This is a genomic window from Microbulbifer harenosus (genome assembly GCF_005771435.1).
GTDB lineage: Bacteria > Pseudomonadota > Gammaproteobacteria > Pseudomonadales > Cellvibrionaceae > Microbulbifer > Microbulbifer harenosus.
The window spans coordinates 155,736-181,830 of sequence record NZ_VANI01000009.1 but is presented as its reverse complement, the minus strand read 5'-3'; the positions used below and the strand labels follow the sequence as shown (position 1 = coordinate 181,830).

Sequence of the window (26,095 nt, the reverse complement as noted above, 5' to 3'; positions counted from 1 at the left end):
TATTGTTAGGCGACGTCCAACGCCTCGAACTCGAGCCCTGTGAAATTGTGGTTTTCGATCAGTTGACGGAATGTGTACGTGCAATAGATGGCGGTGTAATTATCTTCGCGCAATTTGAACACCGGGTTATCTGTCAACTTGTCTGCGGTGAATACAGGATGTGAAACGCCACCAAAATGATTTAAGCTGCTGCGGTCCCTATCAAGCACGTTCGCCACATTGGTAACGTTCCACAACCAAAGCCTGCGCTCACCATATTGCCAAGGCAATAAATGGCCGTACCGTTCAGCAATCTCTTTCAGCTCCGACCATGCCCCCTCGGTTAACACCAGTGAACAGAATGTCAGTATTCCGATATCTGCCTCGGTTGCACCATCCCTTTTGTAAATTCGCCTGCACATGATTTAAGAGCGGGCAAATTTACAGAAGGGATGGTGCACTAAGTGGCCAATCGATCTTGGGGTATTTTATTGTTGTTCCGCCTAGATAACCTTGTGATATTAATCACAATTGATACTGAATTAAACCTTCATCCGCCAATCATTGCTGGCGATTGGAGAGTGAGGATTTATTGGCTAGAAAAAGTCTGATCGAATGCAGACAGCGAAGAGACTCAACGGATGCAACACTGCGCGAGCAATTGAATTCGAGAAACAAAAAAGCCCGCATAGTTGGGCGGGCTTTCAAGTCGTTGATTGCTCAACGTGAATAATGGTCGGAGTGGCCGGATTTGAACCGACGACCACCACACCCCCAGTGTGGTGCGCTACCAGGCTGCGCTACACTCCGATAAGAGCAAATCAAGCAGGCTAAAAATCACCTAAGTGCTTGATTTATAAGGGGCATCGCTTGGCGATGAGGCGCAAATCATACTGAATTACCGGGGGATTGCAAGTCCGATTTACACCTTTTTGAATCAGGCGTCAGCCCCGAGTAATTCCAGTACGCCTTCGAGCTCGGCGATCATCTGCGGGATCACCTGCTGCAGTTGTACGGTCTGCACCTTCTCGGAGTTTCCGGTTTCCATCTGCAGGCGGGCGCCGCCGATGGTGTAGCCCTCCTCATACAGGAGCGCGCGGATCTGACGGATCAGGATGACATCCTGATGTTGGTAATAGCGTCGGTTGCCGCGACGTTTTACCGGGCTGAGTTGCGGGAATTCCTGTTCCCAGTAGCGCAGTACATGAGGTTTGACTGCGCACAGCTCGCTGACCTCACCGATGGTGAAATAGCGTTTCCCCGGGATTACGGGGAGTTCGCTGTTATGACTCGCTTCCAGCATCTTCTTCTACTCGTGCCTTGAGTTTTTGCCCTGGCTTAAAGGTAACCACCCTTCTTGCGGATATGGGGATTTCTTCGCCTGTCTTGGGGTTCCTTCCCGGGCGCTGGCTTTTGTCACGCAGATCGAAATTGCCAAATCCCGACAATTTGACCTGCTCGTTATTTTCAAGGGCGTTGCGGATTTCCTCGAAAAAGAATTCGACGATTTCCTTGGCTTCGCGCTTGTTGAAACCCAGCTCTTCGTACAACTTCTCGGCGAGCCCGGCTTTGGTCAGTGCCTCTGTCATTGGTTCCTGCCCAACAGATTCAGAGACGTCGACTCCCGGTGTTTAAGCCTTGTACCGCATTGGCTTGTAACCCGGAGGCATACGCTCTCGGGATACGCTCGTCAGTGTGCGTACCCCGGAGCATAGACCGGTTTAGCGCAAACTGGCGTTGTATTTTTGTTCCAGTTGACGGACGACCGCTTCTACAGCGGCATTGATTTCTTCGTCGTTAAGGGTGCGCGAGGGATGCTGAAAGGTCAAGCCCATCGCGACACTTTTTCTATTAAAATCAATGCCTTTGCCCTGATAGACGTCAAAAATATTGAAGTCTGTCAAAAATTCGCCGGCGGCTTCAACGGCGGCCTGGGCGAGCTCGCCGACGGGCGTTTGCGCATCCGCCAGTACCGCCAGGTCGCGGCGCACTTCCGGGAACTTGGACAGCGGGCTGAAGGACGGAATCACCGCCTGCCCAAGACCGTCCAGGCTGAGTTCGAACACGTAGGCGGACTTGGGCAGGTCGTAGGCCTGCTGCAGCTGCGGGTGCAGTGCGCCGATGTAGCCCACCGCTACGCCTTTGCGCAGGACCTGTGCGCACTGGCCGGGGTGCAGCGCCGGATGCTTGGCCGGGGCGAAGCTGAACTCGGCACCGGCATCGTAGTGCGCCAGCAGCGCTTCCACATCGGCCTTGATGTCGAAGAAGTCCACCAGGTCCTTGCTTCCCGCCCAGCCTTCCGGGTGGCGGGTGCCGTAGATCAGGCCGGCGATCATGCGCTCCTGTTTGAGCTCTGCCAGCGACTGACCGGGCACGAAACGCAGGCCGGTTTCAAACAGGCGCAGGCGGTCCTGCTGGCGGTTGAGGTTGTATTGCAGGGCTTTGACCAGGCCCGCCATCAGTGTGCTGCGCATAACGGAGAGTTCGGCGCTGATGGGGTTCTGCAGGGCCACCGGGTCCACTTCCGGATCGAAGCGCGCGGCGGTGTCGCGGTCGATGAAGCTGAAGGTGATGGCTTCCTGGTAGCCACGCGCCAGCAGGGTCTGTTCCAGGCGGGACTGGGCCACGGCGGCTTCCGCGCGCGGCACGACATCCAGCGCGGCGTTGAAGCTCACACTGGGGATGCGGTTGTAACCGTAGACCCGCGCAAGCTCTTCCAGCAAGTCGGCTTCGATGGAAATGTCGAAGCGGAAGCTCGGCACCAGGAAGCTCCAGCCCTCTTCGCTTGCAGAGAGTTTCTCCAGGCCGAGACGGGTGAGAATCTCGACGATTTCACTGTCCGCCAGGTCGATGCCAAGGCCGGTTTTCACGCGCGCGCGGCGCAGGGTGATGCGGCACTCGGCGGGCATGGCTTCGGCCACTTCGCGCAGGTGCACCGGGCCCGGCTCGCCGCCGACGATATCCAGCAGCAGCTTGGTCGCGCGCTCGATGGCTTTCTCTTGCAGGCGGTAATCCACGCCGCGTTCAAAGCGGTGGGAGGAATCGGTGTGCAGGCCGTAGGAGCGGGCCTTGCCGGCGATGGCCAGCGGGCTGAAGAAGGCGCTTTCGAGGAAAATGTCTTTGGTGTTTTCGGTCACGGAGGAGTCGAGGCCGCCCATGATACCGGCGATGGCCAGCGGGCCTTTCTCGTCGGCGATCAGCAGTGTGTCGGCTTTCAGCTGGACTTCTTGCTCGTCCAGCAGGGTGAGCTTCTCGTCCTGCTCTGCCATACGCACCCGGATGCCGCCGCTCAGTTTGGCGAGGTCGAAGGCGTGCATGGGCTGGCCGAGTTCCAGCAGGACGTAGTTGGTGACATCCACTACCGGGTCGATGCTGCGCAGGCCGCTGCGGCGCAGACGCTCCTGCATCCACAATGGAGTGACGGCGGTAATGTCGATGTTGCGGATGACACGACCCACATAGCGCGGGCAGGCATCTTCTGCCATCAGGGATACCGGGAAGCTGTCGTCGATGGTGGCAACCACCGGGTCGATGGCGGGCTCGGTGACGGCGCAGCGATTCAACACTCCGACCTCACGCGCGATGCCGGCAACGCCGAGGCAGTCGGAGCGGTTGGGGGTCAGGTCTACTTCGATGGCGCTGTCGTCCAGCAGCAGGTATTCCCGCAGGTCGGTGCCGGTGGGCGCATCCGCCGGCAGCTCCCAGATACCGTCGTTGTCGGTACCCAGCTCCAGCTCGGTCTGAGCGCACAACATGCCGAAGCTCTCGACGCCGCGCAGCTTGGCTTTCTTGATTTTGAAGTCGCCGGGCAGTGCCGCGCCCACCAGGGCGAACGGGATCTTGATGCCGACGCGGGCGTTGGGGGCGCCGCACACCACCTGCATCTCGCCTTCCGGGTGGCCCTTCACTTTACACACGCGGAGTTTGTCGGCGTCCGGGTGTTGTTCGCAGGCGACGATTTCACCCACGACCACGCCGGAAAAATTGCCCGCGACCGGTTCCACGGCGTCCACTTCCAGGCCCGCCATGGTGATCTGGTCGGCCAGCTGCTGTGCTGTGAGGTCCGGGTTTACCCACTCCCGCAACCATGCGTTGCTGAATTTCATTGTGCTGTCTCTTTATGAATTCTGGTTTGCGCTATTCGCGGTTCGCCGGGCAGATTTTTGCTCCTGCAAAATCTGCATTTCCGCCATCCATGGCGGTCACTGCCAGGCTCCTACAAGTGTGCTTCGTTAGTGCCGCAGGTTGGGCAGTGTGCAACCTGCCCAAAAACCTGCATCAGAACTGCTTGAGGAAGCGCAGGTCGTTGTCGAAGAACAGGCGCAGGTCGTTGACGCCGTAGCGCAGCATTGCCATGCGCTCCACACCGAGACCAAAGGCAAAACCGGAGTATTTTTCGCTGTCGATATCGCAGGACGCCAGGACGTTCGGGTGCACCATGCCGCAGCCGAGAATTTCCAGCCAGCCGGTGCCGGAGCACACGCGGCAACCTTCACCGCCACAGTTAGTGCACTGGATATCGGCCTCGGCGGAGGGCTCGGTGAACGGGAAGTAGGACGGGCGGAAGCGCACCGGTACGTCGGCTTCGAAGAAGGCTTTCAGGAACTGGTCGATGCAGCCCTTCAGGTGCGCGAAGCTCACGCCCTCATCCACAACGAGGCCTTCCACCTGGTGGAACATGGGCGAGTGGGTGACGTCGGAATCGCAGCGATACACACGGCCCGGGCAGATGATGCGCAGGGGCGGATTGGTTTTCTCCATGGTGCGGATCTGCACAGACGAAGTGTGCGTGCGCAGGACCGTGGAGGGATCGATGTAGAAGGTATCGTGCATGGCGCGCGCGGGGTGGTGCGCGGGAATATTCAGCGCTTCAAAGTTGTAGTAGTCGCCTTCCACTTCCGGGCCCTGCTCTACGGAGAAGCCGAGGCGCTGGAAAATCTCTTCGATACGGCGCAGGGTGCGGGTGATGGGGTGCATGCTGCCCTGGTGCTCACCGCGGCCCGGCAGGGTGACGTCGATGGTTTCTTTGGCCAGTTTTTCTTCAATGGCCGCTTTTTCCATCGCCTCGCGACGCACGTTAATGGCGTCCTGTACCTGCTGCTTGGCTTCGTTAATTTTGGCGCCCGCCGCGGGGCGCTCTTCGGCAGACAGTTTGCCGAGGCCTTTCAGCAGTTCGGTGATCGGGCCTTTCTTGCCCAGGTACTCTACCCGCACCTGATCCAGGGCCGCCAGGTCTGCGGCCTCTTCTACCAGTGCCAGCGCCTGCTCGGTGAGGGACTGCAACTCTTGCATTGAAATCTTCTCGTTGTGATCAATGAGTGACAAGTACTGTTATACACGCAGCCGGTGATACGCGCCGGAAGCGTTTGGAATCTTTGCGTCAAACCAATAAAAAAATAGGGAAGAGCTGAACAGCCCTTCCCTATTCTTAAAGCACAAATCCGCCCTTCCGGGCCGATTTATTCTGCAGGCGCTAATTAAGCTGCCAGGGCTGCCTTGGCTTTTTCAACTACGGCAGCAAAAGCGGCTTTGTCGTATACCGCCAGATCAGCCAGAACACGGCGATCCAGAGCGATATCCGCCTTTTTCAGGCCGGCAATCAGTCGGCTGTAGCTCAGGCCTTCAGCGCGGGACTGGGCGTTGATACGCGTGATCCACAGAGCGCGGAAGTTACGCTTCTTAACGCGACGGTCGCGGTAAGCGTACTGACCAGCTTTGATGACTGCCTGCTTGGCTACGCGGAATACACGCGAACGCGCACCGTAGTAACCTTTAGCCTGCTTCAGAATTTTCTTGTGACTGCGACGCGCCACTACACCACGTTTAACACGGGCCATACTTCTATCCTCTTAAACCTTTGCGAATGGTGCCAGTGTTATCTGGCGCGCATCATACGATCGACCAGGGTGGCATCAGACTTGTTCAGGGTCGAGGTGCCGCGCAGCTGACGCTTACGCTTGGTGGTCATCTTGGTGAGGATGTGGCTCTTGTTCGCGTGCTTGTGCTTGTAGCCCGCAGCCGTCTTCTTGAAGCGCTTGGCAGCGCCACTGTGTACTTTTGCTTTCGGCATTTTGTACTCCAAAGTTTTAAAGGTTCACCTGCAAGCAGGCTACTACGTTGATATTGGCCGCCCCGAAAGACGGCTTGCGGGAGTGAGAAGGCAGCCGTCGCCCGATCACTTCCCGAAAAGAAGACCCTGGTACCAGGTACTAGTACCGGGGGCTTACTTTTTCTTTTTCGAGGGCGCGATGACCATGATCATCTGGCGGCCTTCCATTTTCGGCCGCTGCTCCACGACACCCAGCTCCTCGAGATCTTTCTCGATACGCTGCATCATTTCCATCCCCAGCTCCTGGTGGGCCATTTCACGGCCGCGGAAGCGCAGGGATACTTTGGCCTTGTCACCGTCTTCCAGGAAGCGGGTCAGGGCGCGCAGCTTGATGTTGTAGTCCCCGATGTCGGTACCGGGGCGGAACTTCATTTCCTTGATCTGCTGCTGCTTTTGTTTCTTCTTGGCCGCATTCTTGGCTTTCTTGGCCTCGAATACATGCTTCCCGTAGTCCATGATTTTACAGACGATGGGATCTGAGTCCGGAGCGATTTCCACGAGATCCAGGCTGGCTTTCTGCGCCGCTTCCAGCGCCTCTTCCAGAGAAACCACACCTACCTGCTCACCATCCGCACCGATCAGACGTACCTGTGATGCTTCAATCTGATCGTTGATACGGGCCTTCTTGGACCGTCCTTTCATATCTCGGTTAATAACTCTCGTCTCCGGTTACCCAATAAAAATGTCTTTGGGGCGCTTATTCTTGTGCGCCCGCAATAGACGAACGGCCGCGGCGAGCGACATCCTCGCGAAGGATCTCAAGGAACGACTCGTAAGTCATGGTTCCCAGGTCTTCTCCGCTGCGGGTGCGCACGGCGACCGTCTGGTTTTCCACTTCCTTATCGCCAATAACCAGCAGATAAGGGACACGCTGAAGCGTGTGCTCGCGGATTTTAAATCCGATCTTCTCGTTTCTCAAGTCGGCGGCGGCGCGGAAACCTTCAGCGGCCAGTTTGGACTCGAGCCCGCGGCAATATTCCGACTGGCGATCGGTGATATTAAGCACCGCCACCTGCTGCGGCGCCAGCCAGGTCGGGAAGGCACCCTCGTAGTTTTCGATCAGGATGCCGATAAAGCGCTCGAACGACCCGAGGGTCGCGCGGTGCAGCATAACCGGTGCCTGGCGCGAGCCATCTTCCGCCACGTACTGGGCGCCGAGGCGGCCCGGCATGGAGAAATCCACCTGGATGGTGCCGCACTGCCACACCCGGCCGAGGCAATCCTTGAGGGAGAACTCGATCTTGGGTCCGTAGAAAGCGCCCTCACCCGGCAGCTCTTCCCACGGCAGGCCGGCGGCGTTCAACGCATCCGCCAGTGCCATTTCCGCCTTGTCCCAGCTTTCGTCGGAGCCGACGCGCTGCTCCGGACGAGTAGATAAACGATAGATCACTTCCTCGAAGCCAAAGTCCTTGTACACCGCGTGCAGCAGGTCCATGAACTCGGACACTTCGGATTGAATCTGGTCTTCGGTACAGAAGATGTGGCCATCGTCCTGCACGAAGCCGCGCACACGCATCAGGCCGTGCAGGGAGCCGGAGGGCTCGGCGCGGTGGCAGGAACCGAATTCCGCCAGGCGCAGCGGCAGGTCGCGGTAGCTGCGCAGCCCCTGGTTGAACACCTGTACGTGACAGGGGCAGTTCATGGGCTTGATGGCGAACTGGCGCTCTTCACTGGTCAGGGTGAACATACCGTCGGCGAATTTTTCCGCGTGGCCGGACTTTTGCCACAGGGAGATATCCACCAATTGCGGAGTTTTGATTTCTTTGTAGCCGCGCTCGCGCTGGCGATTGCGCATGTACTGCTCGATGGCGCTGTACACGGTCCAGCCGTTCGGGTGCCAAAACACCATGCCCGGCGCCTCTTCCTGAATATGGAACAGGTCGAACTTCTTCGCCAGCTTGCGATGGTCACGCTTTTCCGCCTCCGCAATGCGGTGCAGGTAGGCATTCAGCTCTTTCTTGCTGGCCCACGCGGTACCGTACACACGGGTGAGCATTTCATTTTTGGCATCGCCGCGCCAATAAGCGCCGGCCACCTTGGTGAGCTTGAAGGCCTTCAGCTTGCCGGTGGACGGCACGTGCGGGCCGCGGCACAGGTCTTCGAAGTCGCCCTGGCGATACAGGGAGATATCTTCATTGGTGGGAATACTGGCGATGATTTCCGCCTTGTACTCCTCCCCCATCTCGCGGAAATATTTCACCGCTTCATCCCGGGGCAGCAGGCGACGGCTGACCGGAATATCTTCCTTGGCCAGCTCTTCCATGCGCGCTTCGATCTTCTCGAGATCTTCCGGGGTAAATTGACGCTCGTAGGCAAAGTCGTAGTAGAAACCGTCTTCGATCACCGGGCCGATAGTGACCTGGGCGCCCGGGTACAGCTGTTTTACCGCCTGGGCCAGCAGGTGCGCGGTGGAGTGACGGATAACTTCCAGCCCTTCCGGCTGGCGGTCGGTCACGATAGCGAGATTTACGTCGCGATCGATAACAAAACTGGTATCCACTTCCTTACCGTCGACCACACCAGCCAGCGCAGCCTTTGCCAGGCCGGGACCAATATCGTTGGCGACATCGAATACGGAAACAGGAGCGGAGAATTCGCGACGGGAACCGTCAGGGAGGGTGACAACAGGCATTGCACTTCCTTATTTATCAGTGGCGATCCCTACGAAAGACCGCGTGATTCACAGTGGTGATGGCGGGCACGGCGCCCGAAGCGAGCCAGATCATACTCAGTGAAATAGCTCGCAGGAAAATGGTAGACCCAAGCAGACTCGAACTGCTGACCTCTGCCATGTCAAGGCAGCGCTCTAACCAACTGAGCTATGGGTCTGGAGAGTAGCAGACCAGGGAAGCACCCCGCTGCAGAGGACGCGAACTTTAGCACCGGTTTTCATGCAAATCAACAACTTAGGGATGACATTTTCACACCTCTCCAGCCGCCCCACCGCGAGCAGCGGCACAAGATCTACACCTTCAAGAGAGAGCCGCAAAACAGGCAAGCCCACCGCCACCCAAACCTGTTACCCTTGCCCACCCTACGCAGGGCAATGCAGGTGCCGCTGGCAGCCCGCAAGGCTCGGCTGTCAGCCGCCTACACAGGAGCTATAAACGGATGTTGTACAAAGGAAAAGGGGCGATCCTCGGCTATCAGGAGAATGGCTACCTGCTCGCCTTGGCCGCGGCTGCACTGTTTTCCATCAAAGCCATATTCATCAAGCTCGCCTACCGCTATCAGGTGGAGGTCGACACATTTATATTGCTGCGCATGCTGCTGGCCCTCCCCTTTTATCTGCTCATACTGGGGCAACTTAAAAACAGAAACGAATGGCGGCCAGTTTCTGCACGCAACGGACTGCTGGCGGCGGCTCTCGGAATCTGCGCTTACTACGTGGCAAGCTTTCTGGATTTACAGGGCTTGCGTTTTATCAGCGCCAATTTCGAGCGACTGATCATTTACCTGTACCCGACGCTGGTGCTACTCCTGGGCTGGATGTTTCTCGGCAGACGGGTTTCACTGCGACAGTTGCTTTGCATCCTGTGCGCTTATGCAGGAATTCTGCTGATCTTCTGGCAGGATCAGCACTTTGACACAGGTATTCCCGCGCCCGACTGGGTTGGACTTTCACCTACCAGCTGGGGAGCTCTACTGACGCTCGGCAGCGCGCTGGCTTTCTCCATCTACGTGGTGTTCAGCGAGGATGTGATCAAGGCACTCGGCAGCCGACAATTTACCGCGCTCGCCATGATCGCAGCGAGTGCGGCCATTGCCGTACACTTCTTGCTCAAGGGGGAATGGAGCCGCCTGCAGCAGCCTTGGCCGGTCTATGGTTATGCGCTTACCGTGGCCTTCGTCTGCACGGTAATTCCTTCCTTACTGATGAGCGCCGCGATACAAAAAGTCGGATCTGCCACCACCGGCGCAATAGGAACCACTGGGCCAATCGTGACGCTGATCGCCGCCGCATGGGTGCTTGGAGAACCATTTGGCAGCATGCACCTGATAGGAATGGCGATCATTATCGGGAGCCTGCTGCTGATGAAAAAGGCACCGGCAAGACCAAGTACCGCCACACCAACATCCGCACCGCAGGCAAAATCACAAGCCGATTCAGGCTGAGGACAAATCGCCGGGCTCTTTAAGCCTGGCGATTTCGTCACGCAACTTGGCAGCGGCCTCGAATTCCAGATTCTTGGCGTGGTTGTACATCTGCTCCTCCAGCTCCTCAATACGCGCCCACCGCTGCTTTTCGGTAAGCGGTTTCTGGTCCACCCTGTAAGAACCGCCCTTCTCTGCCACTTTGCGCCGTCCGCGCGCTGGCACCCCGGGCGCAACAGCGCCCTCCAGAATATCTGCAACACTTTTGCGAATCCCCACCGGGGTGATGCCATGCTCGGCATTGTGCGCCAGCTGCTTTTCCCGGCGGCGCTCGGTTTCGTCCAGCGCACGCTGCATAGAATCCGTAACCCTGTCCGCATACAGGATCGCTCTGCCCTCCAGGTTGCGCGCAGCGCGGCCGATGGTCTGGATCAGCGAGCGGTCGGAGCGCAGGAAGCCCTCCTTGTCTGCGTCAAAGATCGCCACCAAAGCGACCTCCGGCATATCCAACCCCTCCCGCAACAGGTTGATGCCCACCAGCACGTCAAACTCGCCGATGCGCAGATCGCGGATGATTTCAACCCGCTCCACGGTGTCGATATCCGAGTGCAAATAGCGCACCCGCACCTTGTTGTCCTGCAGGTATTCGGTGAGGTCCTCCGCCATGCGCTTGGTCAGAACGGTAATGAGGACGCGCTGATCAGCCGCAACACAGCGATGAATTTCCGACAGGGTGTCGTCAACCTGGGTGGCCGCGGGACGCACTTCCACCACCGGATCCACAAGCCCGGTAGGACGCACCAGCTGTTCCACCACTGCGCCGGCATGCTCCGCTTCATACTTGCCCGGCGTCGCAGAAACAAAAATGGTTTGCGGCGCAAGCTGCTCCCACTCCTCAAATTTGAGCGGCCGGTTGTCCAGCGCCGAAGGTAAACGGAAACCGTACTCCACCAAGGTTTCCTTGCGCGAGCGGTCGCCGCGGTACATGCCACCGATTTGCGGCACGGTGACGTGGCTTTCATCGATAAACAGCAGGGAGTCGTGTGGCAGATAGTCAAACAAGGTGGGCGGCGGCTGCCCGGCATCGCGCCCCGAGAGGTAGCGGGAGTAATTTTCCACACCGTTGCAGTAGCCGAGCTCCTGCATCATTTCCAAATCGTAACGGGTCCGCTGCTCGAGGCGCTGGGCTTCCAGTAATTTGTTGTTTTCGCGCAACCGCTCCAAGCGATCTTTCAGTTCCTCCTTGATCTGGTCGATCGCCTCAAGAATCGTCTCCCGCGGTGTCACGTAGTGGGACTTGGGGAAGATGGTGATACGCGGCACCTTCTGCAGCACTTCTCCAGTCAGCGGATCAAACAGGGTGATCTCTTCAATTTCCTCATCAAACAGCGACAGGCGCACCGCTTCCAGGTCAGAGTCCGCTGGATAGATGTCGATAATATCTCCTCGCACGCGATAGGTAGCACGGCGGAAGTCGGCGTCGTTGCGGGTGTACTGCAGTTCCGCCAGGCGGCGCAATATAGTTCGCTGGTCGACGATATCGCCCCGGTCGAGGTGCAGCACCATCTTCAGGTACTTATCCGGGTCGCCCAGACCGTAAATGGCAGACACCGTGGCGACGACGATCACGTCCTTGCGCTCAATCAGTGCCTTGGTGGCAGACAAGCGCATCTGCTCGATATGCTCGTTGACCGAGGCATCCTTCTCGATAAAGGTGTCGGAGGAAGGCACATAGGCCTCCGGCTGGTAGTAGTCGTAATAAGAAACGAAATACTCCACCGCATTGCGCGGGAAAAACTCTCTGAGCTCCCCATACAGCTGCGCCGCCAGCGTTTTATTGTGCGCCATGACAATGGCGGGCCGCTGCAGCCGCTCAATGACATTGGCCATGGTGAATGTTTTACCGGAGCCAGTCACGCCCAGCAGTGTCTGGTGTGCCAGACCATCATTGACCCCCTCTACCAGCGCCTCGATGGCGGCCGGTTGATCACCCGCGGGCGCGTACTTACTGGCAACCTGAAACGGTCTAGACTCCATAGTATCCACCTGATCTGTCCTGGACCCGAAGCGGGCACATGCAAGCGGGAAATTGTAGGCGCTATCCCCCGAATAGGCCAAACCGGCAGAATTCAGGTGGCGCTGGGCAGAATATAAACACAGTAAAATCAATGAGTTATTTTTGATTAAAGAGGGTTGACCTACCCGGAGGCGCTCTATAAGATACGCGCCATCTGAACGACACCCCATTCACGGACCGATCAGACACAATTCCGCCTTAGCTCAGTTGGTAGAGCAAATGACTGTTAATCATTGGGTCGCTGGTTCGAGCCCAGCAGGCGGAGCCAAACAGAAAAACCTCGCAGTAAAAACATGCTGCGGGGTTTTTATTTAGAGAGACCAGAAGAGCCTCTCAAGCACGATATTCCGCCTTAGCTCAGTTGGTAGAGCAAATGACTGTTAATCATTGGGTCGCTGGTTCGAGCCCAGCAGGCGGAGCCAAACAAAAACCCCGCACCTGAAAAGGTTGCGGGGTTTTTCTTTTTCACGAAGCTTGAAAACCAACGGGCCAGAGGAGATCACACCTCCGGCACCTCCCCGGTCAAACGCTGCACTCTTCCATGAGCAGTAACAGGCAGGTGTTTGATCTCTGCACGAACAACCGGCACCGAAGATAGCCCCTCTTCGATTCCCGCCGAAGCCCGGACCCATACCGTATCAACCAGCGATTGCCGGGGTGCATAATCTTTTACCGATGCTACTAGCAGGCGATGGACAGCCTCTGCGTCCTGGCGGAGACAAGCCTCTTTCAACTCACCAATAAACAACTGCAGCTGCTCGCTGGGCAAACGCTCCTCTTCCGCGCGCATGATCATCGGATGGTCGGTTCCTGCCACCGCATCTCCCAGCAAAAGCTCTTCGTACAACTTTTCTCCGGGGCGCAGACCGGTTATCTGAATTTCAATATCCCCATCAGGGTTGGTTTCATCGCGCACAGTGTGGCCCATGATCTGAATCAGACGGCAGGCGATGTCGAATATTCGCACCGGCTCCCCCATATCCAGCACAAAGACCTCCCCTTTGCGCCCCATGCTTCCCGCCTGCAACACCAGCTGTGCAGCCTCAGGGATAGTCATGAAATAGCGAGTTACTTTGGGATGGGTAACGGTAACTGGACCACCTGCATTGATCTGATCGGTGAACAAAGGGATAACGGAGCCCGAAGACCCAAGCACGTTACCAAAGCGCACCATACACACGCGGGTGCGCCCGAAACGGTGGCCAAAATCCTGACAGATTAGCTCAGCAAGCCGTTTGGTCGCCCCCATCACATTCGTGGGGCGCACCGCTTTATCCGTGGAAACCAGTACAAACTGCTCAACCCCACAGGCTTCCGCCGCCTCCAACACAGACAGGGTTCCCAGAACGTTATTTTCAGCGCCCATCACAACATTGTGTTCTACCAGAGGCACATGCTTGTAGGCCGCCGCGTGGTAGATGGTGTGCACACTGAATGATCGAATAATTTCGCTCATGCGGGTGCGATTGCGAACATCCCCTAACAGCGCTGTCACTTCTACCTGAAGATTTTCATCATGCTGCTGCTGTCGCAGCTCGCGCTCAATCTGATAGAGGGCAAATTCGGAGGCCTCGACCATAATCAGCCTGGCCGGCTCCCAGTGCAGAATTTGACGACAGAGCTCCGACCCGATGGACCCCCCAGCACCGGTCACCAAAACCACTTTGCCGGCAATTGACGCAGAAATCAGTTCTTTTTGAGGCTCGACCGGCGCTCGCCCGAGAATGTTTTCGTAGATCTGGGAAACATCAGAAACCCGTCCGGCGCTGTCCACCAGCTCTTCCATACCGGGGATGACCTTCACCACAACCCCTCTCTCCCGCAGGTTACGCGTGATTTCCCGCCGGCGCCGCTTGGGAACACCGGGCATAGCCAACAAAACTTCTGAAATGTCCCGCTCGGCGATTACCTCAAGGATATTCGCCGGGCTGTAAACCAGAACACCATCAATCAGGGTATTTTGCTTTGAGGCATTGTCGTCAAAAAAGGCCACAGTTTTATACATCTCACCGTGAACCAATCCCTTGAACAATTGCAGACCCGCGGTTCCAGCACCATAGATCGCGACGCGGGTTTTATGGATTTCCAGCGCCATCTGATAGTAGACGCGCACCAGCCAGCGTGAACCGCCAACCGCGATCAGGGCAAAACACCAATAAATAACCGGTACAGAACGGGGCACACCGGCATAGGTGAGGTAAGACGCCACGGCAAGCACCACTGCGGAGGCAGTGACCCCCTGAAGCACAGCAACCAAGGCCTGCTGCCCCATATAACGAATGACCGTGCGATAAAGCCCAAGACGAAGAAAAATGAAGCTGCTGGAAACCAGTGTCATGACAAGACACAGCATCATCGTGGAGTGGGCAACAAGCGCCGCACCGTTGAAGCGGACCGTCATCGCCAGCAGAAAAGCCACGGTCAGCATCAACAGGTCATAGCACAGCATCAATACCGGCTTGTAGTTATCTTGTGCGACTTTGTAAAAGCGCCTCACCATCCTCCCCCCAATGTATCCCCTCGCAGGGCCGCCTTGGCCCATCCCCTATACAAGTACATCAGAACCTTCCAATGGAACTAAGCTTAGGAATCAAACCAAGCCGAATATTACCAGCAAAAGCGCCGCTGCCGACGTGCATAGCATCACGGTCATTTCTAGAAATAACGCAGTTTTCACGCCGAGTTTCAGTGCCGCCCGCTGATATAAATGCTGTCGGTGCGGTTCCCACCAACGCTCCCCTTTCGCCCCCCTGGCCAACAGCGTCAGTGTGGCATCAAGCCAGAAAGGCAGAAAAATCAGAAGTGGAACCACTAGGTCAAATACGCCCCGCTGCCACCCGGCAGTACTGACAGCAAAGACGGCAAGCCCGATGACTGTTGACCCGGCATCCCCCATGAAGATTCGCGCCTGCGGCCAATTGTAGTACAGAAACACGACACTACTTGCCGCAAGTAAAAAACAGATTCCCGCGAGCTCACCTGCCTCCTCTCGCAGGCAGATTAACCCCAGAGCGCCAAAGCCGATAGCGCTCATACTGCCTGCGAACCCATCCATGCCGTCCATGAAATTGTACAAATTGACAACCCATACACCGGTCACAACCAGTGGGATCCACAATAACCAGTGGGAAAGCTCCGGCTCCAGGCTAATCGACAACAGCGTTACGGATGAGATTTGCGCCACAAATCGAAACCGGGCACTCAAAGAACGCAAGTCGTCTGCCAGTGATACGGCCAGTAACAGAAAAAACGCAATCGCAGCACCAGCAGAAAAATCCACTCCCGCCACTAGGATTCCAACAGACACTCCACCCAGAATCGCCCAACCGCCTGTACGCGGTACCGGAACTTCGTGGAGCGAGCGATGGTTGGGTGTATCCAGAGCAAACTGGGACAATCGAGAGAGCAGCAGCCACAATCCAACAGCGGTCACGGCGGCGGACAGCATCAGCGGCATCCACCACAACTGCATTAGCGCCCCCATCACCCCCTCCTCAAGAATTCAACATATCGTACCCTAGGCTGCCAAGCCAGGCGCGTTTTCAGCCGCGCCGCACTATAAAGCTCACTTCTCTGTGCATCAAGAATAGCTGCCTTAACACCCAGAGCTGCCAATATCTCAAATGGCAACATGATAAATAGCGTCATAATACAGCTGCTCTTCATATGCCTTCCGCTGGCGGCCGAACCGATGGCCGCGAGATCGTAGTAAGCAGGCTCAGCGGCAATGAATATATCACCGTCACATGCGCGCTCCTCCAGCAACGCAATCGCGACCAGCAGGTCGTCAATCGCCACGAAACTGCGATACCCCGTCGCCGGAACAAACGGGAAGTAGCGGCTCAGACGCCTTAGCCCGGATTTCCAGGCAAACGCACGGCTGCGGTGGACGCCCTGCACCCCGCCTTTCCCGCCATATTCGCCGTAAACGGCGGCAGGGCGCAGGACATTGACCCGAATCTTACCCGGGTATGCCAGTAATCGCTGTTCCGCACGCCACTTACTTTGACCGTAGGGATCGCTGGCGGGCTGCCCGGAATCTTCGCAAGCGATCCCCCCACACAAAACCTTCTTCGCTTTCACACTGGAGAGATACAGAAAACTTTCGGCGCCAGCGCCGTTGGCCAGTTCAAGAAGAGCTACAGGCAGCCGACAGTTAAGCCAATCCGCCAGCTCCGGCTGTTGGCGACACCCGGGAATACTGGCAAGACCAGCGGCATATACGATCCTGTCGCCCGCTTTGAACAGACCGCGAAACCATTCATCTGAATACTCCGGGATTTGTTGATGATCGGCACCCTCCATATGCTCACCACGGCGAGAAACCGAGAGAACAGGGAGCCCCCTGTCAACCAGATAACGACACAAGGCCGATCCTATATATCCCGAACTGCCAATAATGACCCACCGCATAACGCTGAATTGTCACCTCTAGAAAAATTCAGCCCCGACACAAAATCAGGCATTACTGAAAAAAAACAGCGCCCTGAGGCGCTGTCTGGAGATTTGGTTACAACTGAATCCGACTCTTGTTTTTCTCCAAGGTCGCCATTCCAATCCCCTTTACTTCGAGCAATTGCTCAATACTGGAAAACTTTCCATTCTGGTCCCGGTATTGGACGATGAGCTCTGCCTTTGCAGGGCCCACGCCCTCCAGGGCTGCGGACAGCTCCTCCGCTGTTGCAGTGTTCAGGTTGATCAGAGTCTGCTCCTTAACAACAGGTTCTTCAGCACTGACCTGCTGGACATTAAGCAGCAACAGTGAAATTGCGAAGAGTGCCGCCAGCGGGATACGGAAAAGTTTCATGGTAAATTCCTTTTAGTCTGTTTATGGGTCTTCATTCCATGGGACCACATACTTCCCCAAGAGGGATTGACTTTACCAATAATTTCTCCGGCTTTTGACCCCTCCGCCATTACACGCCATTACACGCCGTTACAGGTAAATACAACTGGACACAAAATAAGACCCGGTAAAAGCGGCGGCCTCATCTTTCGTGTCCATCAGACACCGCTACTGCGGATATCCTCCACAATTGCCCGCAGAGCGGCGGAGGGATCTTCGGCACCGGTAATCGGCCGCCCGATCACGAGATAGTCCGAGCCATTTTTCAGAGCGTCAACAGGTGTCACGATTCTGCGCTGATCATCGGCGGCGGAGCCGGCGGGGCGGATACCGGGGGTAACAAGAGAGAAGGCACTACCACAGGATTGCTTGAGAGATTCTGCCTCCATCGCCGAACAAACCACGCCGTCGAGACCACTGTTTTTTGCCAGTTGCGCCAATGCCAGCACCTGCTCTTTCAATGGCCGGGTGACACCGACCGGCGCCAACTCCTCTTCCGCAGTACTGGTCAGCACCGTCACCCCGATCAACAGTGGACGCTTGTCACCGAACGATGCCAGCGCTTCTACCGCAGCGCGCATCATCCGCTCGCCGCCACTGGCGTGAACATTGACCATCCATACACCCAGGTTGGCCGCTGCGCGCACAGCTGCGGCAACTGTGTTGGGAATATCGTGAAATTTCAGATCGAGAAATACGTCAAACCCTTTTCCTACCAGCACCCGCACCAACTCCGGGCCAGCGATGGTAAAAAGCTCCTTGCCCACTTTCACGCGGCATATTGCCGGGTCAAGTTGCGCAGCCATCGCCAGCGCGGCTTCCGCATTGTCGTAGTCCAACGCCACAATTACCGGGGATGCAACAGAGTCAGTCAAGGAACACCTCAAAATTTCAAAAAAACGTTTGCCGCTAGTTGCGACCCGCACGGGCGCTACTCGCCCTCGATGCCCTTCACCGAGCGCACGCTGCCCCAGTGTTTACAGCTCGGGCACAACCAGTGCAATTGATTACCGGAGAAACCGCAATTATTACAGCGATAATGGGGGCGACTGGCGATCAGCTGGTCGATCAAGTTTTTGAGCAGGGCCAGGTTTTCTCGAGAACGCCCTTCCGCACTGTCGACATGCAGATTGAGAAAATGCCCCAGGCCTCGCAACGACGGCCGCAGGGCGAGCTGCTGCCCCATGAAAGCTGCCGCTTCCGCCTCGCTCTGCTGTTGAATCCGCTCGGTGAGCGCTATCAGAACACTGTTGGACGGATGCTCCCGAAGCAACGCGCCAAGATATTGTTCCAGCCCCTGTTCGTCATCCACCGCTTCATAGCAGGTGATCAGCAGATCGAGAATTTCCGGAATATAGTCCGGGTTCTGTTTCGGCACCCGCTCGAGCACCTTGATAGCGTCTTGGGGGCGTCCGAGCAAATACTCCAGCCGCCCCAGCAGCAGATTGGCACGCACCGAGTGTCGATCGTAATTGAGCGCTGCGTCGATATGTTTACGCGCACTCAGATAGTCTTTGCCGTTAATCGCCTCTTCCGCGAGTTCGCAGCAAAAATGTGCCTGTACCGGAGCCCACTCTCCCGGCAACCGCTTGAAGCGACGCCCGTGCAACAGATTGACCGCGTGGATTGCCTTGGCCCACTCGCGTTCATCCCGGTATACCTCTACCAGGTACTCAAGACTGGTGTTGCGCAGCTCAGCAGAGGTTTCCACCAGCTCCTGCAGCAGGCGCTCTGCGCGGTCGAGCCAGCCTGCGGCGATATAGTCCCGGGCAAGTTCAAGCTGCGCTTTCTGCTGGCTGATCCGATTCAGGCTGGGGCGGGCAAGCAGGTTCTGATGCACACGAATGGCCTGATCGTGCTCACCGCGCTTGCGCAGTAGGTTGCCGAGAGCGAGGTGGGTTTCAAAGGTGGCGCTACTGACTTCGAGCGCATCGATGAATTTTTCGATAGCGTCGTTGTGGCGTTCGCTGAGCAGGTAATTGAGGCCCTGCGCGTAGGATTGCGCCAAGGCGTGGTGCTGGTTGTTTTTGGCACCTTTCTTTTTGCCACTTTTGCGACCGAGATACCATCCGATGGCGATGGCCGCAAAAATGAAGATGAAAAACGTCAGGTCGCTCAACTCATTCTCCGGCAACCTGGCGACGCACGGTCTGCAGCTCGCGCTCGGTGCGCAACAACTGGCGCTCCAATCCTTTCACCCGGCGCCGCTCCGTCCAGTAGGGCAAAAGACTCGCGAGAAATCCCAGCAGTGCGCCGATCAATAAAAAACCGATCAGCCAGAATCCGACACTGCCCGCAAACAAGGGATAACCGGCAAATCGCGGCGTAATACTTTCCGGATTATCCACGGCGAAATAAACGCCCAGGGCGATACAGGCAAGAGCCAGCACCCCAAACAACAGACGCGAAATCCAGCGCAGAAATGACAAGAAAACCTCCGGCTCCCGAAGGAGTGAAAAACGATAAGTCCGTTACAGTGTTAGCTCACTGCGATCAGCCCGGCAATCACGCGCTTTCATATGTGTCGCGCTGCAACTGCTGATTTACCCTGTCCCTGAGTTCTTTCCCCGGCTTGAAATGCGGCACATACTTGCCCGCCAGCTCTACGGAGTCACCGGTTTTGGGGTTGCGCCCGGTTCTCGGCGCCCTATAGTGCAGGGAAAAGCTGCCAAATCCGCGGATTTCTATCCGCTCCCCTTCCGCAAGGACACTCGACATGGTGTCCAACATGACTTTGACCGCCAGCTCGACATCCTTTACCGGCAGCTGATCCAACCTCAGAGCAATCTTTTCGATCAGTTCAGACTTGGTCATGCAGTCCGCAATCCTTTCTAAGTCATTGATTATTCTGGAATAGCGGCAATCATCTAATAGAAAGCCGGACTGGGCAACCCCAGTCCGGCTTTCGGGCAGCTTCAACTCATGGAGCTGAAGCCTTGAATAGCAAGGACCTATTAGTCTTTGTTATTCATTTGCGCCTTGATCAGGTCACCGATAGTCGCCGGCTGAACCTGCTCAGCCTGCTTCTTGCTGTGATCCTTGATGGCCTGCTTCTCGTCGTCCTGATCCTTGGCTTTGATGGAGAGGCTGATCACGCGGTTCTTACGATCCACGCTGGTGATCTTGGTCTCAACTTCTTCGCCTTCTTTCAGGGCATTACGGGCATCTTCAACCTTATCGCGGCTGATTTCGGAAGCGCGCAGAACACCTTCCACTTCGTCCGCCAGGGTGATGATCGCCTGCTTGGCATCAACTTCTTTCACGGTACCGGTCACGATGCTGCCGCGATCGTTGGTGGCAACGTAGTCAGAGAACGGATCGGATTCCAGCTGCTTGATACCCAGGGAGATACGCTCGCGGTCGGAGTCGATACCCAGGATAACGGTTTCCAGCTCGTCGCCCTTCTTGAACTTGCGCACGGCTTCTTCGCCAGCTTCGTTCCAGGAGATGTCGGACAGGTGAACCAGACCGTCGATGCTGCCGTCCAGACCGATGAAGATACCGAAGTCGGTGATGGACTTGATCTTACCGGAGATTTTGTCGCCCTTGGCAAACTTACGCGCGAACGCGTCCCAGGGGTTTTCCTGGCACTGTTTGATACCCAGGGAGATACGACGACGCTCTTCGTCGATGTCCAGAATCATTACCTCGACCTCGTCGCCAACATTGACAACTTTGGACGGGTGGATGTTCTTGTTGGTCCAATCCATTTCGGAAACGTGTACCAGACCTTCCACGCCTTCTTCCAGCTCTGCGAAGCAGCCGTAGTCGGTCAGGTTGGTGACAACAGCCTTCACGCGGCTGTTCTCCGGGTAACGCTGCTTGATGGATACCCACGGATCTTCGCCCAGTTGCTTCAGACCCAGGGATACACGGCTGCGATCGCGGTCGAACTTCAGAACCTTGACTTCGATTTCGTCGCCAACGTTCACAATCTCGCTCGGATGCTTGATACGCTTCCACGCCATATCGGTGATGTGCAGCAGGCCGTCGATACCGCCCAGATCTACGAACGCGCCGTAGTCGGTCAGGTTCTTCACGATACCTTTAACTGCCATACCTTCTTGCAGGCTGGCCAGCAGAGCTTCGCGCTCTTCGCTGTTGGCCGCTTCCATCACAGCGCGACGGGAAACAACAACGTTGTTGCGCTTGGCGTCCAGCTTGATGACTTTGAAGTCGAGCTCTTTGCCTTCCAGGTGCGCGGTGTCGCGAACCGGACGAACGTCTACCAGAGAACCCGGCAGGAACGCGCGGATGTTGGCAACGTCAACAGTAAAGCCGCCTTTAACCTTGCCGCTGATAACACCTTTAACCACTTCGTCTGCAGCGTGTGCAGCGTCGAGGATTTTCCAGGCTTCAGCGCGCTTGGCTTTTTCACGGGACAGACGGGTTTCACCGAAACCGTCTTCAACCGCTTCCAGGGCAACCTGTACTTCGTCGCCCACCTGCAGCAGCAGTTCGCCTTTCTCGTTCTTGAACTGTTCCGCAGGAATCACACCTTCAGACTTCAGGCCCGCGTGTACGGTAACCCAGTCTTTGTCCACGTCGATTACAACACCGGTAACAATCGCACCCGGTGCCATTTCAACGCTTTTCAGGCTCTCTTCAAATAGTTCAGCAAAGCTCTCGCTCATTACATTACCTATATATATGGACCCTACCGATGGCAACTCTGGATATTAGTCAGCTACCAGTAAGAGTCCCACCGCGCTGCCAGCACGCGGGTCGGATTACAACTGCGGCCGGGCGATTCTGGCTGATCCCGGCCGCTGCTGTTAAAAATCAAATTGTAGGAACTGATTCCCAAAGCGGCATCAACGGATGCGCTGCTTGACCAGTTCGAGCACTTTTTGCAGAACACCGTCTATGTCGATGCTCGTGCTGTCCAGCACCAGGGCGTCTTCCGCCGGCGCCAGCGGGGAGGCTGCGCGGTTCATATCCCGGTCATCCCGGGCGCGGATGTCCTCCAGCAGGTCGCGGAGGCTAACAGAAACCCCCCGCCCCTGCAACTGATCGAACCGCCGCCGGGCGCGCTCTTCCGCGCTGGCGGTCAGGAAAATCTTGACTGGCGCGTCGGGGAAGACAGTGGTACCCATATCGCGGCCATCGGCAACCAGGCCGGGAGGTGCGCGAAAGTCCCGCTGTCGTTGCAGCAGCGCGTCCCGCACCGCGGGAACGGCAGCCACTTTGGAGGCCGCCATACTCACCCGCTCCATGCGGATGTCGCGACTGACATCCCTGCCTTCCAGCAGCGCGCTCACCTCGTTGTTGGCCACGGCAAACTGGATATCCAGATTGCTGGCGATTTCCGCCAACCTCCCGGCATCCTCCAGGTCCACTTCCGCATTCAGCGCAGCGAGCGCCGTCAGCCGGTAAAGCGCGCCGGAATCCAACAGGGCGAAGCCGAGCTTGTCCGCCAGCAACTTGGCGATGGTGCCTTTGCCGGAACCGCTCGGTCCGTCGATGGTGATTACCGGTGCTTTTGTGGTTGCTTCAGTCATAACTAATTCGGTACCGCGTGAGTTAGTTTTGGGGTCGTACGGGGATGGACGCGCGCGAAGCCCGCCCCCACCTGGCAGCACAGGCTTTCAACGCACGTCGAGATTCATACCCGCGCCATTTGCCAGCTCGGCAAAATTCGGGAACGAAGTGGCCACATTGGCGCAGTGCTGGATGCGGATATCCGCACTGGCACGCAGCGCCGCCACCGCGAAGGACATGGCAATGCGGTGATCACCGAGACTGTCCACTTCGCCACCACCAAACACCGCGGCCTCACCATTGCCCCCCTTGCCCTGGATGACAATGCCGTCCGGGGTGGGCTCGGCATTGATACCCAGAATCTTCAATCCGTCCGCCATGGCCTGAATACGGTCGCTCTCTTTCACCCGCAGCTCTTCTGCGCCGGTAAGTACCGTCTGACCTTCCGCACAGGAGGCGGCGACAAAGATGGCTGGGAACTCGTCGATGGCCAGCGGCACCTGATCCTCCGGAATCTGGATGCCTTTGAGCGGCGCGTAGCGCACGCGGATATCCGCCACCGGCTCACCGCCCACCTCGCGACGATTCTCAAGGGTAATGTCCGCGCCCATGGCCCGCAGAATATTGATTGCACCATCGCGGGTGGGATTGATACCCACATGCTGCAGCAGCACATCAGAGCCCGGAGCAATAGACGCCGCCACCATAAGGAAGGTGGCAGAAGAAATATCCGCCGGCACATCAATGTGACAGGCCGCCAGCTTGCCGCCACCGGTCACGCTGGCGCGAGGGCCGTCGCGGCGCACATCGTAACCGAACCCCGCCAGCATGCGCTCGGTGTGGTCGCGGGTGGGCGCAGGCTCGGTGGTGCTGGTCTCACCCTCAGCGTAGAGTCCCGCCAGCAGCACACAGGATTTTACCTGGGCACTGGCCATGGGCAGGGTGTAATCGATGGCTCTCAGGGCCTGGCCACCGGTAATTTTCACCGGTGGGCGCCCGTCCTCGCCGGTCTCCACCGCGGCGCCCATCTCACGCAGCGGATTCGCCACGCGATTCATCGGGCGCTTGGACAGGGACTCGTCCCCGGTCAGCACCGAGTCAAACTGTTGCCCGGCCAGCAGACCGGCAAGCAAACGCATGGAGGTTCCGGAGTTGCCCACGTAGAGCGGTCCGGGCGGTGCCTGCAGGCCGTGCATACCTACGCCGTGAATGGTGACGCGACCATTGACCGGCCCCTCAATCACCACACCCATGTCGCGGAACGCCTGCAGGGTTGCCAGAGCATCCTCCCCCTCCAGAAATCCCTCCACTTCGGTGACCCCCTCCGCCAGAGAGCCCAGCATAATGGAGCGGTGTGACATGGATTTGTCACCCGGTACCCGCAGATCACCATTCACAGCGCCGCCCGGACGGGCGACAAACGTTACTTCCTTCGCTTCCATAGTTTCTGTGTACGCTTTTTTGGCCAGCATTTTAGTGAAATGATCCCGCGCCGCCTTGGCCCGGGTAAATACCCCCATCAAATGTTCGCTGTCGCCGCTGGCAATGGCACTGCGCAGAGATTCCAAATTGGAGGTATAGAGATCGATAGACTTGAGAATCGCGTCCCGGTTGGCAAGCATAATGTCCCGCCACATCACCGGGTCGCTGGAGGCGATGCGGGTAAAATCGCGAAAGCCGCCGGCGGCGTAGCGGAAAATATTTTCATTTTCCGCATCGTGGGCCAGGGTATCCACCAAGCCGAAAGCAATCACGTGAGGCAGATGACTGGTAGCCGCAAGTACTTCGTCGTGCTCTGCCACCGGCATGGACAACACCTCTGCCCCCACCGCTTCCCACATGGCGTGAATGCGCTGCACGTGATCCGCACCGGTATTTTCAAGTGGTGTGAGAATGATGCGATGGGCGATATATAGATCGTCGCGTGCCGCGGTCACTCCGCTCTGCTCGGAGCCGGCAATCGGGTGACCCGGCACCAGGAAGTCCGGCACCCGCCCCCAGACATTTTTTGCCGCCGCGATCACGCTGCCCTTCACACTGGCACCATCGGTCACGGTGACACCCGCGGGCAGACGGTCTTTCAGCTGCGCAAACACCGCCTCCACTGTCAGTGTGGGCACGGCAACAAAGATGACATCGCCCGCTTCCAGCTCCGGCAGGATGTCTCCAAGGTCCGTCACGGACCGATCCACCACACCGAGCGCCACCGCCTGCTCGCAGGTCTGCGCGCGACGCGCCACGCCGATGACTTCACGACAGCCGCTGGCCGCCTTCAAACTCAGCGCCAGGCTACCGCCGATCAGACCGATACCAACCACCACCAGGCGGCCGACAATATTTCCGCGGGCTCCCTGCCCGTTCTGCGCTCCTGCCTCAGACATTTACAGCACTCCGCGGGGGTAGGAGCCGAGCACTTTCATATCCGAAGCGCAGGCGCCAACAGCTTTCAGCGCCGCCGCCACATTCTCGCGCTCGCGGTGCCCAACAAAATCGATAAAAAACACGTAAGTCCAGTTGCCGCTCTGCGCCGGGCGGGTCTCCACCCGGGTCAAGTCGATCTTGTGAGCCTGGAACGGCGCCAACAGATCGTGCAGCGCACCCGGCTCATTGCGCATGGACACCATCAGTGAAGTCTTGTCATCGCCGCTCGGCGGCACAGCCTGGGAGCCGATGATCAGAAAGCGCGTGGAATTATCCGGGCGGTCCTCGATTTTTTCATTGAGGATCTTGAGGCCGTACAACTCCGCCGCCATGTCGCCGGCGATGGCTGCCGCGTTCCACTCCCCTTTCACGCGCTTGGCCGCCTCGGCATTGCTTGCCACCGCCACGCGCTCCACATTCGGGTAGTAGGAATCCAGCCACTTGCGGCACTGCGCCAGGCTCTGGGCATGAGAGTAGATACGGGTGATGGATTCCTTGCGGGTGATATCGGAAATCATCAGATGCTGGTGAATTCGCAGCTCCACTTCGCCGCAGATTTTCAGGTTGGATGTCATGAAGTTATCCAGGGTGTGGTTCACCACGCCCTCGGTGGAATTCTCCACCGGCACCACACCGTAATTGACCGCGCCCGCTTCCACCTCGCGGAATACCTCGTCGATGGCCGCCAGCGGCTTGGATACGGCAGAGTGGCCGAAGTGCTTTAGCGCTGCCTGCTGGGTAAATGTGCCCTCGGGGCCGAGGTACGCCACCTTGATCGGCTCCTCCAGCGCCAGGCAGGCAGACATGATCTCGCGGAACAGCCGCGCCATCTCCTCGTTGGTGAGAGGGCCCGGATTGCGCTCCATGGCCCGGCGCAACACCTGCGCCTCGCGCTCAGGGCGATAGTAAAGCGCGTTTTCGCCATTGGACTTTTTCACTTCCGCCACTTCCAGCGCACAGTTGGCGCGCTCGGAAATCAGCCGCGCAATTTCGCTGTCGATATTGTCGATGCGATCGCGCAGTTCGAGCAGGCGCTCGTCCTGCTTCGGCTTATCTTCAGACATAACTCTTGCCCAAATCCTTAAAT

The 26,095-nt window shown here is 57.5% G+C and carries 23 protein-coding genes and 4 tRNA genes; 3 read left to right on the top strand and 24 right to left on the bottom strand.

Features of this window, described 5'->3' with window-relative positions; translation table 11 throughout:
• Positions 1 to 5 precede the first annotated feature (5 nt).
• The 11 genes from FDY93_RS08840 to FDY93_RS08790 all read right to left on the bottom strand — a co-directional run bounded on the left by FDY93_RS08840 (position 6) and on the right by FDY93_RS08790 (position 8,917).
• On the bottom strand, positions 6 to 329 hold the full coding sequence (locus FDY93_RS08840) for an imm11 family protein (RefSeq protein WP_220446139.1): 324 nt from the start codon (positions 327 to 329) through the stop codon (positions 6 to 8).
• Between the two features lie 383 nt (positions 330 to 712).
• A tRNA-Pro gene (locus FDY93_RS08835) sits at positions 713 to 789 on the bottom strand.
• Between the two features lie 127 nt (positions 790 to 916).
• A complete protein-coding gene (locus FDY93_RS08830; RefSeq protein WP_138235370.1) occupies positions 917 to 1,282 on the bottom strand; it encodes a MerR family transcriptional regulator in 366 nt (121 codons plus the stop codon).
• Positions 1,263 to 1,568: an integration host factor subunit alpha gene (gene ihfA / locus FDY93_RS08825; RefSeq protein WP_010131375.1), complete on the bottom strand. Its 306-nt coding sequence runs from the start codon at positions 1,566 to 1,568 to the stop codon at positions 1,263 to 1,265. The genes FDY93_RS08830 and ihfA overlap by 20 nt, the downstream gene beginning before the upstream one ends.
• Before the next feature lie 132 nt (positions 1,569 to 1,700).
• Positions 1,701 to 4,085 (bottom strand): phenylalanine--tRNA ligase subunit beta, encoded by a 2,385-nt coding sequence (gene pheT / locus FDY93_RS08820; RefSeq protein WP_138235369.1) that lies wholly within the window; start codon positions 4,083 to 4,085, stop codon positions 1,701 to 1,703.
• Positions 4,086 to 4,257: 172 nt separating this feature from the next.
• A complete protein-coding gene (gene pheS, locus FDY93_RS08815) occupies positions 4,258 to 5,271 on the bottom strand; it encodes a phenylalanine--tRNA ligase subunit alpha (RefSeq protein ID WP_138235368.1) in 1,014 nt (337 codons plus the stop codon).
• Between the two features lie 185 nt (positions 5,272 to 5,456).
• A complete protein-coding gene (rplT, locus tag FDY93_RS08810) occupies positions 5,457 to 5,816 on the bottom strand; it encodes a 50S ribosomal protein L20 (RefSeq protein WP_010131381.1) in 360 nt (119 codons plus the stop codon).
• Positions 5,817 to 5,854: 38 nt separating this feature from the next.
• Positions 5,855 to 6,049: a 50S ribosomal protein L35 gene (gene rpmI / locus FDY93_RS08805; protein ID WP_105104586.1), complete on the bottom strand. Its 195-nt coding sequence runs from the start codon at positions 6,047 to 6,049 to the stop codon at positions 5,855 to 5,857.
• 153 nt (positions 6,050 to 6,202) lie between these two features.
• Positions 6,203 to 6,730 (bottom strand): translation initiation factor IF-3, encoded by a 528-nt coding sequence (gene infC / locus FDY93_RS08800; RefSeq protein ID WP_138235367.1) that lies wholly within the window; start codon positions 6,728 to 6,730, stop codon positions 6,203 to 6,205.
• A 55-nt stretch (positions 6,731 to 6,785) separates the two neighbouring features.
• Positions 6,786 to 8,720, bottom strand: coding sequence for a threonine--tRNA ligase (gene thrS / locus FDY93_RS08795; RefSeq protein WP_138235366.1), 1,935 nt, complete (start codon positions 8,718 to 8,720; stop codon positions 6,786 to 6,788).
• 120 nt (positions 8,721 to 8,840) lie between these two features.
• Positions 8,841 to 8,917: transfer RNA gene (locus tag FDY93_RS08790), tRNA-Val, on the bottom strand.
• Positions 8,918 to 9,199: 282 nt separating this feature from the next.
• Between FDY93_RS08790 and FDY93_RS08785 the strand changes: the two genes are divergently transcribed.
• Positions 9,200 to 10,204, top strand: coding sequence for a DMT family transporter (locus FDY93_RS08785; RefSeq protein WP_138235365.1), 1,005 nt, complete (start codon positions 9,200 to 9,202; stop codon positions 10,202 to 10,204).
• Here the strand turns inward: FDY93_RS08785 and uvrB are convergent.
• Positions 10,196 to 12,220, bottom strand: a complete 2,025-nt coding sequence (gene uvrB, locus FDY93_RS08780) for an excinuclease ABC subunit UvrB (RefSeq protein ID WP_138235364.1) — start codon at positions 12,218 to 12,220, stop codon at positions 10,196 to 10,198. The genes FDY93_RS08785 and uvrB overlap by 9 nt on opposite strands.
• Before the next feature lie 232 nt (positions 12,221 to 12,452).
• On the opposite strand from uvrB, the gene FDY93_RS08775 reads away from it, so the two are divergent.
• Together FDY93_RS08775 and FDY93_RS08770 are read left to right on the top strand one after the other, a co-directional pair.
• Positions 12,453 to 12,528: transfer RNA gene (locus FDY93_RS08775), tRNA-Asn, on the top strand.
• A 78-nt stretch (positions 12,529 to 12,606) separates the two neighbouring features.
• Positions 12,607 to 12,682, top strand: a tRNA-Asn gene (locus tag FDY93_RS08770).
• Positions 12,683 to 12,759: 77 nt separating this feature from the next.
• Here the strand turns inward: FDY93_RS08770 and FDY93_RS08765 are convergent.
• The 12 genes from FDY93_RS08765 to pheA form a co-directional block, all read right to left on the bottom strand.
• Positions 12,760 to 14,760, bottom strand: a complete 2,001-nt coding sequence (locus FDY93_RS08765; protein ID WP_246068518.1) for a polysaccharide biosynthesis protein — start codon at positions 14,758 to 14,760, stop codon at positions 12,760 to 12,762.
• Positions 14,761 to 14,850: 90 nt separating this feature from the next.
• A complete protein-coding gene (locus FDY93_RS08760; RefSeq protein ID WP_171018943.1) occupies positions 14,851 to 15,732 on the bottom strand; it encodes an MraY family glycosyltransferase in 882 nt (293 codons plus the stop codon).
• Positions 15,733 to 15,743: 11 nt separating this feature from the next.
• Positions 15,744 to 16,673: an NAD-dependent epimerase/dehydratase family protein gene (locus tag FDY93_RS08755; RefSeq protein ID WP_138235362.1), complete on the bottom strand. Its 930-nt coding sequence runs from the start codon at positions 16,671 to 16,673 to the stop codon at positions 15,744 to 15,746.
• A 97-nt stretch (positions 16,674 to 16,770) separates the two neighbouring features.
• Positions 16,771 to 17,067 (bottom strand): ComEA family DNA-binding protein, encoded by a 297-nt coding sequence (locus FDY93_RS08750; protein WP_138235361.1) that lies wholly within the window; start codon positions 17,065 to 17,067, stop codon positions 16,771 to 16,773.
• A 197-nt stretch (positions 17,068 to 17,264) separates the two neighbouring features.
• Positions 17,265 to 17,981 carry an orotidine-5'-phosphate decarboxylase gene (gene pyrF / locus FDY93_RS08745; protein WP_138235360.1) on the bottom strand — a complete coding sequence of 239 codons (717 nt, stop codon included), beginning with the start codon at positions 17,979 to 17,981 and terminating at the stop codon, positions 17,265 to 17,267.
• A 56-nt stretch (positions 17,982 to 18,037) separates the two neighbouring features.
• Positions 18,038 to 19,225, bottom strand: a complete 1,188-nt coding sequence (lapB, locus tag FDY93_RS08740; RefSeq protein WP_138235359.1) for a lipopolysaccharide assembly protein LapB — start codon at positions 19,223 to 19,225, stop codon at positions 18,038 to 18,040.
• Position 19,226: 1 nt separating this feature from the next.
• A complete protein-coding gene (locus tag FDY93_RS08735; protein WP_246068517.1) occupies positions 19,227 to 19,535 on the bottom strand; it encodes a lipopolysaccharide assembly protein LapA domain-containing protein in 309 nt (102 codons plus the stop codon).
• Between the two features lie 76 nt (positions 19,536 to 19,611).
• A complete protein-coding gene (gene ihfB / locus FDY93_RS08730) occupies positions 19,612 to 19,920 on the bottom strand; it encodes an integration host factor subunit beta (RefSeq protein WP_138235358.1) in 309 nt (102 codons plus the stop codon).
• Positions 19,921 to 20,060: 140 nt separating this feature from the next.
• Entirely contained in the window at positions 20,061 to 21,740 is a 1,680-nt protein-coding gene (gene rpsA, locus FDY93_RS08725; RefSeq protein WP_138235357.1) for a 30S ribosomal protein S1, read from the bottom strand.
• A 180-nt stretch (positions 21,741 to 21,920) separates the two neighbouring features.
• Positions 21,921 to 22,607 (bottom strand): (d)CMP kinase, encoded by a 687-nt coding sequence (gene cmk / locus FDY93_RS08720; protein WP_138235356.1) that lies wholly within the window; start codon positions 22,605 to 22,607, stop codon positions 21,921 to 21,923.
• An 87-nt stretch (positions 22,608 to 22,694) separates the two neighbouring features.
• Positions 22,695 to 24,968 (bottom strand): bifunctional prephenate dehydrogenase/3-phosphoshikimate 1-carboxyvinyltransferase, encoded by a 2,274-nt coding sequence (locus FDY93_RS08715; protein WP_138235355.1) that lies wholly within the window; start codon positions 24,966 to 24,968, stop codon positions 22,695 to 22,697.
• On the bottom strand, positions 24,969 to 26,072 hold the full coding sequence (gene pheA, locus FDY93_RS08710) for a prephenate dehydratase (protein WP_138235354.1): 1,104 nt from the start codon (positions 26,070 to 26,072) through the stop codon (positions 24,969 to 24,971).
• Between the last annotated feature and the right edge of the window lie 23 nt (positions 26,073 to 26,095).